Raw genomic sequence first — 11,694 nt, 5'->3', positions numbered from 1 at the left:
AAGGAACCGTGATGAAAAGAACTTTAACTATTTTTATGTTGACTATAATACTTATAATAAGCTTTAGTGCATGTTCTAAAAAAGAAAACACATTTCCAGCAAACGGTGTATTAATCATTGGAGATGAAAATAATGTTTTACCAATTATTAATCGTTATCAAGAAATCACAAAAGAAAAAGAAGTGTTTCCTGTGAAAACTGGTATATTTGGAACAGCACAAGCATTAATTTTAAATGAATCAACAGCACAAGCATTGATTAAAGCAAAGGTTTTTCGTAAACGAGAAAATGGATCTGATTTTAGACCTATAGATACGTTATCGAATTTCCCAAAAGAAGGCGCGCTTTTGTATACAAATGAAGACGATAAGATTAAGGCAGGTATTGAATTAGAAGGAAAAGACATTTTTGTTAAATATGATAGTGACGCCTGGATTGGTAACACACGTAATTATCCAACGCAGCAGTATGTGATTGTAGCGAAAAATAGTGTATATAAAGAAATAAAAGCTAATGAAACGAAAATGCAACTTCTTCATCTAAAAAAATCTTTAGGTGATGAAAAACCTAAAATGTCGACAGATAATACATTGATTAACGAAAATGTAAAAGTAAGAAAGCTAATTAAAGATTTTGAGGGAGAGGCATCAGTTCAATTTGTAACGATTGGAGAAAAATCTTAAAAAAGAGTTCAAGGATGATAGAAACCTTATCAGCCTTGAACTCTTTTTAGTTATAGACTATTCAGATAGCTTAGTTTACATGACTTCATTTAATCGGGTCTCACTCGTTTCTTCAATCACATTTGATTGTTGAGTCGAACTATTTTGAGCTTCCTTTTCTTTACGGGATTTTTGTAGCATTTCAAGAATAATCCACAAAGGAACACCTTTATCTTTCAACATCTTCCATAAATCTAATTCGTTAAATTTATGCTCAGGTTGTTTCATTTCTTTTTCAGATGAACGAATATCAAATTTGATTGGATCATTTGATTTTTTTTCTTCAATTTTAGTAGAAGAGAGATTATTATGCTCAAGACTAGAGGGAGTAATTTTAGTAGGTTGAGATAATGTATTTATATTTAATCCTATTTGCATATTGCTTTTCCTCCTTTTTATGTAATGAAGATAGCTTTCTTATAATTTATAGATTTGTTTAACATGAGGAAACTATATTTAATTATAAATTCAAATAATCAGATTTACAAGTTGTATTGTAAAAAGTAAATGCATACTTGGAATAATATTTATCAACATTTGTGTATGTTTTCTACATATACAATGTATATAAAATATTTTACATTATGTATAAGTTAATAACTAATTGTGTGGATTGTTTTCACAATAAAATGTAAACGTTTTATTAGGGGGCAGAAAGTATGGGGAAGTTATTCTTTAAAATATGTTTTTTCGCATTAGTGGCTGTTTGTTCATTCACAGCGAAAACAACTTACGCTGAAGAGAGGCCACAAAATAATTATCCTATCGTTTTAGTAAATGGATTCGCGGGATGGGGTAGGGAGGAAATGCTAGGGATAAAATATTGGGGTGGTTCTAATGATATTCAGGAAGATTTAAAACGAAATGGTTATACGGTACATACAGCTGCTGTGGGACCTGTTTCTAGTAACTGGGACCGAGCATGTGAATTATATGCGCAAATTAAGGGGGGAACAGTAGATTATGGGACAGCACATTCAGAAAAACATGGACATAATCGTTTTGGTCGAACTTATAGCTGGTTTGCACCGAATTGGAGTGAATCAAATAAAGTTCACCTAATTGGACATAGCATGGGTGGACAAACAACGAGAACTTTAGTTCAGTTGTTAAAAGAAGGAAGTTTTGAAGAAAAGAATTATGTGAAAAATCATCCGAATATGAATATCTCACCTTTATTTGAAGGTGGAAAATCATATGTTCATAGCGTTACAACATTAGCAACTCCTCATAATGGTACAACACTTGCGGATGGAAGTCGTCTGTTACCGTTTGTTAAAGAATTACTTATTGCGGCTGCGAGTATGGGAGGGAATAATAATCTATCATTATATGATTTTAAATTGGATCAATGGGGTATTAAGAAGAGTGCCGGAGAGCCCTTTTTGCAATATACTGATCGTATTCTAAATAGTTCAATTTGGAAAAATACAAAAGATATAAGTCAATGGGATTTAAGTACTGATGGAGCAAATGAATTGAACAATTGGGTAAAAACACAATCAGATGTGTATTACTTATCGTATAGTGGGCATGCTTCGCAAGCAACGCCTTTAACAGGTTTGCATCTACCCCATATTACGATGAATAAAGTATTAATGGGAAATGCATTTTTCTTAGGCTCCTATACAAGGTATGAAGAAAACCGACCATTAATTGATGCGTCTTGGTGGCAAAATGATGGTGTAGTAAATACAAACTCTATGATTGCGCCTTCGTCTAATATTGCTGTAAATGATAATAAGTCTTTACAGATTGGAAAATGGAATCATATCGAAACGAAAGTGAATTGGGACCATCTCGATATGGTAGGATTAAGCGTTTCAGACACATTAGGTTTTTCTAATATTCAAGAGTTTTATAAAACAATTGCAGAAAAATTATCACGGTTACCGAAATAGATAATAATAAAGCGCTCTCGATGGAATTCGAGGGCGCTTTATATTATATTGAAAGAGGGATTTGGTAGAAAATATGGGGGGATATTATGAAAATTCAAGTTGTATTATCAGGGTATGGGACAGTAGGAAGAGAGTTTATAAAATTATTAAACGAAAAACATTTATATATAAATGAAACATATGGAATTGATTTAGTTGTTAGTGGAGTGATAGGAAGAAATATTGCAATACATAATGAGGAAGGTTTGTCTATTAATGATTTATTGTTATATGGTGGCGGTACTGCTGCAATTGAAAAATATATAGAACATTATCCAGAGAATCGTGGAACTATTAATATAAATGGTACTGTATTAGTTGAATCAACTGCTACAAATCTTAAAAATGGAAATCCAGGGAAACAGTACATGGAACAAGCTATTGAAAATCAAATGGATGTAGTAACTATTTCAAAAGGCGCACTTGTTACAGCTTGGAGTGAACTGAATGAGGAAGCACGTATTTCAGGCTCACGTATTCGGTATAGCGGTGCAACTGCGGCTGCGTTACCTACATTAGACATCGGACAACTAAGTTTAGCAGGTTGCCATATTGAAAAGATAGAAGGAATATTGAACGGGACAACAAATTATATTCTTACAAAGATGTATGAAGAAGATAAAACGTTTGAAGAAGCGTTGCATGAAGCACAAAATAAAGGAATTGCGGAGACTAACCCATCATTAGATATTAGCGGGATGGATAGCGCATGTAAATTATTACTTTTGACGAATAGTTTAATGGGAACAGAGTATTCACTTAAAGACATACATATCGAAGGAATAGAAGACATTACAAAAGAACAAATTCAAAGTGTGAAGGAACAAAATAAATCTATTAAATTAATTGCATCAGCATATAAAGATGATGATGGAAAGATAAACTTAAAGGTACAACCATGTGATATAGAGAAAGAGCACCCGTTAGCAAATATAAATGGTACCGAAAAAGGAATTACGTTCTTTACAGATACAATGGGACAAGTCACTACAATTGGTGGAGCTTCTAATCCACGCGGAGCAGCAGCTGCTGCTTTAAAAGATGTAATTAACTTATATCGTAAAGATTTGTAAGACCGTACCGCTATTAATAAAAAATACATATGTAGTGGACCTTTTGAGAATGAAATAAATATGCAAAAATAATTGCAGGGGGTAAGGAATTGTTTAAGGATTTTAAAGTTGTAAAAGATCGTCCCGTTTATATTCAATTGAAGGATTATTTGAAAAAGATGATTATGAAAGGGCATTTGTTAGGGAACCAGAAAATTCCATCAACCCGAGAACTGAGTGAATTATTATCTGTGAGCAGAAATACAGTACTCGCTGCTTATGCGGATTTAGAACAAGAAGGACTAATTTATGCAGTTAAAGGAAAAGGAAATTTTGTTGCGAAGGTGGATATAAGTAACACTTCGTCTGTTGAAATAGATTGGAAAAATAAACTCAATACAGTTACCGCATTAGCGGATGAATTAGATTTAATGAAACATGGTGTTCGCTGGGAAAAAGGAATGATTGTTTTTAATAGTATAGCCCCGGACGAAAAGCTATTTGATGTTGAAAATTTCAAAAGAGCTTTTCTTACTCGTATGTCCATTGAAGGGAATATCGTATTGAACTACGGATATGCAAAAGGTTATCGACCGTTAATGAATTATCTACTTCATTACATGGAAATGAAAGGTGTAGACATTTCGAACAAAGATATTTTAATTACAAACGGATTTACAGAAGGGTTAGATATTGTATTATCTTCTTTATCGAAGAAATCAGGGCGTGTTATTTGTGAGAATCCAACTCACCATGCTGCACTGAAGCTTTTTCGCTTACATGGACTTGAAGTTCATGGGATGGATATGAAAGATGATGGTATTGATACAAATCAATTAGAAAAAAGTTTACGTGAAAAGGATTTTGATTTCGCGTATTTAATTCCTTCTTATCATAATCCAACCGGTATTGTTACGAGTTCGGAGAAAAGAACGGAATTGATGAGGTTATTTTCAAAATATAAGATTCCTATTATAGAGGACGGATTTAATGAAGAATTACGTTATTCAGGTTCACATTTAGCGCCATTATTAACTTTTGCTGGGGCTGGTAATAATGTGATTTATATTAGTAGCTTTTCAAAGGTACTTTTCCCTGGTTTACGTGTAGGTTGGATCATTGCAGACAAAGAACTGATTCATTATTTAGAAAGTGTAAAAAGAGCAAGGACCATTCACACATCAACGTTAGATCAAGCTGTTCTGTTTCAATATTTACATGAAGGATATTTTGAAAAATATTTAAAAAAGGCAAGATCTGTTTATAAGAAAAAATATGAGTTAGCTGTTGGGGCGTGTAATCAGTACATTCAGTTTAAAAGAATGACTGGAGATGGTGGACTTCATTTATTTATAGAATTGGAAGAAAAAATTCATGCCCGCACACTTTTACAAAAATGTTATGAGAAAGGAGTTACGTTTTCTCCTGGAGATGTTTTTTACTCTGATGGAGGAGGAGCGAACACTTTCCGATTAGGCTTTTCACGTTTGAAAGAAAAGGAAATTGTTAGCGGAATTCAAATAATTGGTGATACATTAAAAAATGAAATTTGGAGTTGAGAAGATGAGAATTGGGGTTATTATGGGAGGAGTATCCTCTGAAAAACAAGTATCAATTATGACTGGGAATGAAATGATTGCACATTTAGATAAGAGTAAGTATGAAATAGTTCCAATTACGTTAAATGAAAAAATTGATTTAATTGAAAAAGCGAAAGACATTGATTTTGCATTGCTAGCATTACACGGAAAATACGGAGAAGATGGGACAATTCAAGGTACGCTTGAGAGTTTAGGTATCCCTTATAGCGGGAGTAATATGTTATCTAGCGGTATATGTATGGACAAAAATATTTCGAAAAAGATTTTGCGTTATGAAGGAGTAGAAACACCAGATTGGATTGAACTTACAAAAATGGAGGATCTAAAGCTTGAAGAGTTAGATAAGTTAGGCTTTCCATTAGTGGTAAAACCAAACACTGGCGGATCGAGTGTTGGAGTAAAAATCGTCTATAATAAAAATGAATTAATTTCTATGCTGGAAACTGTATTCGAATGGGATTCTGAAGTAGTAATTGAGAAGTATATAAAAGGTGACGAGATTACGTGTTCCATTTTTGATGGAAAACAGTTACCTATCATTTCAATTCGACATGCAGCTGAGTTTTTTGACTACAATGCAAAATATGATGATGCTAGTACAATTGAAGAAGTTATAGAACTTCCAGCTGAAATTAAAAATCTTGTAAATAAAGCGTCAATTGCTTGTTATAGAGCATTAAAATGTAGTGTTTACGCTAGAGTTGATATGATTGTAAAAGATGGAATTCCATATGTAATGGAAGTTAATACGTTACCTGGAATGACAAAATCAAGCTTGTTGCCAAAAAGCGCAGAAGCAGCGGGAATTAGCTATAGTGAGCTATTAGATATGATTGTTGAAACGTCTTTACAAGTAAGGAAAAACGAAGGATTTTAATTTTTAAAAAATGATTGGTTTATTATTTTAATAGAACAATCCAATAAGTTTGACAGTTTCAAGAAGTATGCTATGATGAATACGAAAACTATATATTTATCCACTAGGGGTGCCTATAATAGGCTGAGATCAAAAGTGTTTTTGAGACTCTTAGTACCTGATCTGGTTAATGCTAGCGTAGGGAAGTGGAGAAGACGGATAATGATTAACGAATACGTTTTTGATGTCTATTTCACTTTCTTTACGCTTGTAAAGAAAGTTTTTTTATTTTACAGCACTAGAAACCAGGAGAAGTACTTATTATATAGTTTACAAAAGTAGACTTTTATTTATTGGAGGGATTTAAGTGTCTTTTTCACAGTCATTACGTAATGAAGTAAATTCTATTTGGGAATCGAGTTTCAATCATCCGTTTGTGAAAAAACTCGGAGAAGGAACACTAGATTTAGCTAGTTTCCGTTATTATGTGCTCCAAGATTCATATTATTTAAGTCATTTTGCAAGAGTGCAAACATTAGGTGCTGCAAAGGCCCTTGAATTAGAAACGACGGCTCGTATGGCGCATCATGCACAAAATACATATGAAGCTGAGTTATCATTACATAAGAACTTTGCTAAGAAATTAGGAATTACGAAAGAAGAAAAAGACAATTTTGTTCCAGCACCAACTGCATATGCGTATACATCCCATATGTATCGTGCTGCTTATGAGGGGCATTTAGGAGATATTATTGCCGCTATACTACCTTGCTATTGGCTATATTATGAAATTGGTGAACGTTTAAAAGGAAGTCAGCCAGAAGAACCAATCTATCAAGAATGGATTTCTGCATATGGATCGGATTGGTTCCGTACCTTAGTAGAAGAGCAAATCACACGATTAGATACTATCGCTGAAAAAGTAACAGAGGCAGACCGTAATCGTATGAGACAACACTTTATTATTAGTAGTCAATATGAATATTCCTTTTGGGAAATGGCATATACATTAGAAAAATGGCCGGTGAATGAAGAAGTCAAAGGTGTTTTTTAAAAAAGAGTATAGTGAAGGTATCGCTATATAAAGAGGCGATACCTTTTAATATATTTAGTTTCTGTAAACATTTCGTAAATCATATATACAGAATATAACGATTTATCATATAATCGTTTTGTATTATACTAGGCGATGTAAGGAGGGATATATATGGTAAAAGTAATACGTGAAATATAAGAAAGTATTGGTATTTTTCATGAGGTTGGTTTTTGTAATGTTATATTCATATAAAACGATTAAAATATTTTTTCTGAAGTACTTGGTTTTAAATTAATAAGATTGGGCTTTATAAAAATTAGCGAGCTTTTTTTGTTTTATTGATAATCAAGATAATTAATAAAGAGAGGAAGTATTCATAGTATGAAAAAAATACAATTATTAACATTTAATGATATAGTAGAACCCCTCTTTAATGAAAAAGTAGCATATATATATTTTCCCATTGAATGGCTTGATATTGTAGATATACATTATAGAACATTTTTATTAACGAGCAAATTAAAACTTTTAAATGAAAGATTGTATGATATGTTCTCTGACATATTATTCATTCAGCATAATCCATATATATTAAAGGAAGATACGCCTTGGATTGTTTCAAAAGAACCAATGAGACAAGAACAGTTAGACTATATTTTACAAAGTTGGTATGCGGTTATTCATGATTGGAAACCGAATAAATTAACAGATCCACCAGGTTTAGAATGGCATTATGATTTAATATGTAATTTACCAGTATTACATGATAAAGAAACATATTCTAAATGGGTTCCAGCATTAATTACACATGTTTTTTGCGAACAACCTGTACGTATGAATAATAAGAATGAAGAAGAAATATATTTTTCACCACTTCGATCACAAAATATTTGTGAAGCGATGTCAGAGCCAATTATAGATGAAGAAACACAAGATTATTTCGCTTATGTGTATCGGTTTGAATATATAACTCGTGGAGGCGAGAATATTCCACTTTTGAAAGTATCCATAGGGATTAGGCGATTTTATCAACAATATAATCATAAAGATATGTCTATACTTTTGAGTCGGAAACGCGGATTAATACTAGTTTCAACTCCTGAATTTGCATCGGAAAATAAAAAGCAGCGATTTGTAAAGTTAAAAGTGCAACAAGCGAAAAAAGGAATAAAGTGGATTAAACTTTATAGAAATTTAAAAGATGATTTTAAGATAGGAGGAGAAGTAGTGTTAGATCATATTCTTCAATATCCGAAAGAGTATATTGCGGGAACGAATGTAAGAGTGCTACTTCCATATAATGAAAAAATATATAAAGTTCAAGGAACAAAAATAAAATTTGGTATAAGAGTAAGAGATAAAGAGGAACTTTTTAATGAATTCCAGCGAAGTTTTCCATATTTCACATTGCTTCCAGAATGTGAAAAGATATTAACTAATACTGAAAATGAACAATTACCTTTATTTGCGCCAAAGGGATTAAAAACAATTACGTTAGAAGTATGGTCGAACGATATATTAATAGAGATAGAACAAGCGTTATTAGAAAGTAAAATAGTTCTGGCTCAGAATGATGATTCCACTTATTTATTAAATGCAGATGCTCCAGTTTTGTTGAAGATAGTGAGATGTAATATTGAGAAAGTGTTACAAAATCCATATCGCATGCAATATTGCCATAAATATAAAACAAATCTTGTTGACGATGTCGTGAAAGCTGTGCACGCTACAGCAGGAGAGCGAAATGAAACGACGTTAGCATTAATCGCAATAAAAAACTATGACGGGCGTGAGAAAATTGATCCGAAGCAAATTATTCGTGAAGGATTCGCTCGAACGAAACGTATTTCAACATTTATTAATTTATTTATCGGACAAAGTGTGTCTAAAGAAGAAATAATAACCGCAGTTTTTAGTTTGTTAGAGCAAAAGGGTTTCTTAAAGTGTAGTTGGAATAAGATGGAATTACCGGGTACTTATGTAAATTTATCAATTGAGAAAATATATAAATTCGATTCCTTACCTATTTTTTCAAAAATAAATGGGACAGAAATTTCATATAAATTATACGGACAAGCAGAGTGGAACACGATTGATCATACATTATTAAATATAGATAATTATAATGCGGTTGTACCCCAGCCATCTAAAAGGAATGATATGGGAGTTCGTTTTAAACAATTCGTGTCCGAAACGTTAGTTGAAATATTACAAGATGCGCAAAAGCGAAATGAAGATGTTTATTTTATTGTAGATGCAAATATGAGAAAATATTGGATAAAAGAGTTGCAAAATGAAACCATTGATATAGATGTTTTACCCGATATAATCTCGAATTCAAAAGAATATTCAAATTTAAAAGTAGTAAGAATTAATACAACTTTTGATGTACCGAGTTATATTACTAGAGAACATAATTACGTTATAGATGAGAGTGGCTTATTTGCAGATCAAAAAGGAATGTATTATAGCACTAATGCGCACGTGTTAGAGTGTGATGAGATTGTACAGCAGTACATACTTGAAATTATCCCGTTAGGTGCAAAACCCGAAGAGAGGGACGACATCGCCAAATTGATACATTACATGTGTTGTAAAACAAGCTCGCTCACGGAAAGAAATATACACAAGACGTATTCGATGCAAATGGCTAAATTAATAAAAAATTATATTACGGATATAGATGCAAGAGAATTTAAAGAATTTAATGATGAATTAGATGTGGATATAACGATCTTAGAAAAGGAAGATTCGTTGTTATTAATTTAAATATCAGTAAACAAATTCTGCTAGTTATAATGAGCAGGATTTGTCATTTTTCAATGTAAATATAGATATGATTTGTCATGTATATTTTCTTTTTCATATTTACTTTATTCACATACGGGATTAAGATGTTTTTTAGAAATACCACTATTGTATCACGAAGAGTTGCCTTAAAATATGAAATTTACTTTACAAAACTGAAAAAGAATTTGAAAGGAATGGGGAATGGTGAAAAAATTAGATGTACTATTAATGGTACTGAGCAGCCTCTTTCCAGTTGCAGGCATTATGAAGCAAATCCCTCTAGAGCAATCTTTATTTATTGGAGGGTTATTATTTTTCACTAGTTTTGGTAGTTATTACGCAAAAAAGATGTACTCACGAATATGTAGCTGGATAGCATACGCTTCATTTATTACATTATTGTTAGTCATTTGGAATCAATATGTTACAATGAGTTCGTTAATAGCGAACGCGAAAATCGCTGCATGTATCGCTTTAATTCCATGTATATTCCGTTTTCGTACATACGGGCTTACAGTAGGCTTACTCTCACTATGGTCTGCATTGTTATGGGATATAAAAGAAATAAAGTCATTAGCAATTCTTGAGCGTATTACAAGTTTAATGACAACACAGTATTCATATCTTCTGTTGCTAATGGGAGGACTTATATTTGGTGGATTACTTGCGATGCTATTGCACCGCAAAGAAAAAGATACTAGCTTAGAAAATACAAATATATTTAAACAAAAAAAGAAACGCAACAAGCCAACATTTAAAATTCGTATTCCTAGATTACCAAAGTTTAAGATTAAATTATTTAAGTTTGGCGGAAAGTCTCCAAAACGAAAAACGCCAGAAACTATTTATGAGCGTAATTATGATAAACCAGTTGAAACATATCAAATGATAGAGCAAGAGCAAGAACAGCAACATAAAGTAGAAGCTATACAAGGACAAACAAGGATGGAACGTCGAAGAAATAGGTATAATGCATAGTAAAATTAGTTAACCCCTTAATGATTTATCGTAGAATTGATAGATTATTAAGGGGTTTTATATATAGTTCTTTAATACTTTGAATGGATAATAGATTTCTAAAGAAATTTGTAGCATACTTTAAAAAGTGAGACTTGAACAAAATAATGGAGGTGCCAAAATGCTTATTTTTACAATTATTTCTGTATGTATATTATTCTTAGTGAGCTTTTTACATGTATACTGGGCTTTCGGAGGAAAGTGGGGAACAAATAGCGTCATTCCAACTGAATTTGGAGAAAAAACGTTTACGCCCGGTACAGCAATGACATTATTAATTGCGCTACTATTAAGTGTAGCAGCAATAATTTTATTACTACAAGCGAAAGTTATTAGTTTTGCGGTTCCAAACGTTATTATTCAAATTGGCACATGGGTTTGTATGATTGTTTTTTTCATTAGAGTAGTAGGTGAGTTTAACTATTTTGGAATATTCAAACGTAAAAAGGATACTCCTTTTGCTAAAATGGACACTCTTTTATATATTCCTCTTTGTGCCTTCTTATCTCTCACATTTTTATTAGCAATTATCCAGTGAAAATATATAAACTCGTATTAGTTAATACATTTTAGTAATGTAAAGAAGTTGATATAACAAATGTTGAAATAGGTGGTTTCTGTGTAATCAGAAACCACCTATTTTATCCCGCATTTAACGGGCAGTAAGACTCCCACCTCAA

10 protein-coding genes and 1 riboswitch are annotated in these 11,694 nt (G+C 32.2%); of the genes, 9 read left to right on the top strand and 1 reads right to left on the bottom strand.

The genetic code is table 11. The annotated features are described in order from the left end of the window. Positions 1–11 precede the first annotated feature (11 nt). Positions 12–683: a lipoprotein BA_5634 family protein gene (locus VK90_RS04920; protein ID WP_048370858.1), complete on the top strand. Its 672-nt coding sequence runs from the start codon at positions 12–14 to the stop codon at positions 681–683. Between the two features lie 75 nt (positions 684–758). Here VK90_RS04920 and VK90_RS04915 read toward each other — a convergent pair whose 3' ends face one another. Then, complete coding sequence (locus VK90_RS04915; RefSeq protein ID WP_048370856.1) at positions 759–1,100, bottom strand: DUF3914 domain-containing protein; 342 nt, start codon at positions 1,098–1,100, stop codon at positions 759–761. A gap of 281 nt (positions 1,101–1,381) precedes the next feature. On the opposite strand from VK90_RS04915, the gene VK90_RS04910 reads away from it, so the two are divergent. The 8 genes from VK90_RS04910 (at position 1,382) to VK90_RS04875 (ending at position 11,552) form a co-directional block, all read left to right on the top strand. Continuing rightward, positions 1,382–2,623 carry an esterase/lipase family protein gene (locus VK90_RS04910; RefSeq protein WP_048370855.1) on the top strand — a complete coding sequence of 414 codons (1,242 nt, stop codon included), beginning with the start codon at positions 1,382–1,384 and terminating at the stop codon, positions 2,621–2,623. Between the two features lie 86 nt (positions 2,624–2,709). Further along, positions 2,710–3,735: a homoserine dehydrogenase gene (locus VK90_RS04905; protein WP_048370854.1), complete on the top strand. Its 1,026-nt coding sequence runs from the start codon at positions 2,710–2,712 to the stop codon at positions 3,733–3,735. 89 nt (positions 3,736–3,824) lie between these two features. After that, a complete protein-coding gene (pdxR, locus tag VK90_RS04900) occupies positions 3,825–5,273 on the top strand; it encodes a MocR-like pyridoxine biosynthesis transcription factor PdxR (RefSeq protein ID WP_048370852.1) in 1,449 nt (482 codons plus the stop codon). A gap of 4 nt (positions 5,274–5,277) precedes the next feature. Further along, the gene (locus VK90_RS04895; protein ID WP_048371245.1) at positions 5,278–6,192 is read left to right on the top strand and encodes a D-alanine--D-alanine ligase; all 915 of its coding nucleotides are present in this window, start codon (positions 5,278–5,280) and stop codon (positions 6,190–6,192) included. 95 nt (positions 6,193–6,287) lie between these two features. Next, positions 6,288–6,393: riboswitch (TPP riboswitch) on the top strand. Positions 6,394–6,538: 145 nt separating this feature from the next. Further along, positions 6,539–7,225, top strand: coding sequence for a thiaminase II (gene tenA, locus VK90_RS04890; RefSeq protein ID WP_048370850.1), 687 nt, complete (start codon positions 6,539–6,541; stop codon positions 7,223–7,225). A gap of 363 nt (positions 7,226–7,588) precedes the next feature. Continuing rightward, entirely contained in the window at positions 7,589–9,976 is a 2,388-nt protein-coding gene (locus tag VK90_RS04885; RefSeq protein WP_048370848.1) for an RNaseH domain-containing protein, read from the top strand. A 225-nt stretch (positions 9,977–10,201) separates the two neighbouring features. Continuing rightward, positions 10,202–10,975, top strand: a complete 774-nt coding sequence (locus VK90_RS04880) for a DUF3959 family protein (protein ID WP_048371243.1) — start codon at positions 10,202–10,204, stop codon at positions 10,973–10,975. Positions 10,976–11,135: 160 nt separating this feature from the next. Further along, positions 11,136–11,552, top strand: a complete 417-nt coding sequence (locus VK90_RS04875) for a DUF3995 domain-containing protein (RefSeq protein ID WP_025149125.1) — start codon at positions 11,136–11,138, stop codon at positions 11,550–11,552. The last annotated feature ends 142 nt before the right edge of the window (positions 11,553–11,694 follow it).

It is taken from the genome of Bacillus sp. LK2 (assembly GCF_001043575.1).
Taxonomy (GTDB): Bacteria; Bacillota; Bacilli; order Bacillales; family Bacillaceae_G; genus Bacillus_A; species Bacillus_A paramycoides.
The sequence above is the reverse complement of the archived record's forward strand: the minus strand, read 5'-3'. Positions and strand labels throughout refer to the sequence as shown.

Excerpts from the sequence above, each read along its gene's own strand:
- VK90_RS04920 (WP_048370858.1), top strand. The coding sequence starts at position 12 with ATGAAAAGAACTTTAACTATTTTTATGTTGACTATAATACTTATAATA.
- VK90_RS04915 (WP_048370856.1), bottom strand. The coding sequence starts at position 1,100 with ATGCAAATAGGATTAAATATAAATACATTATCTCAACCTACTAAAATT.
- VK90_RS04910 (WP_048370855.1), top strand. The coding sequence starts at position 1,382 with ATGGGGAAGTTATTCTTTAAAATATGTTTTTTCGCATTAGTGGCTGTT.
- VK90_RS04905 (WP_048370854.1), top strand. The coding sequence starts at position 2,710 with ATGAAAATTCAAGTTGTATTATCAGGGTATGGGACAGTAGGAAGAGAG.
- VK90_RS04895 (WP_048371245.1), top strand. The coding sequence starts at position 5,278 with ATGAGAATTGGGGTTATTATGGGAGGAGTATCCTCTGAAAAACAAGTA.
- VK90_RS04885 (WP_048370848.1), top strand. The coding sequence starts at position 7,589 with ATGAAAAAAATACAATTATTAACATTTAATGATATAGTAGAACCCCTC.
- VK90_RS04875 (WP_025149125.1), top strand. The coding sequence starts at position 11,136 with ATGCTTATTTTTACAATTATTTCTGTATGTATATTATTCTTAGTGAGC.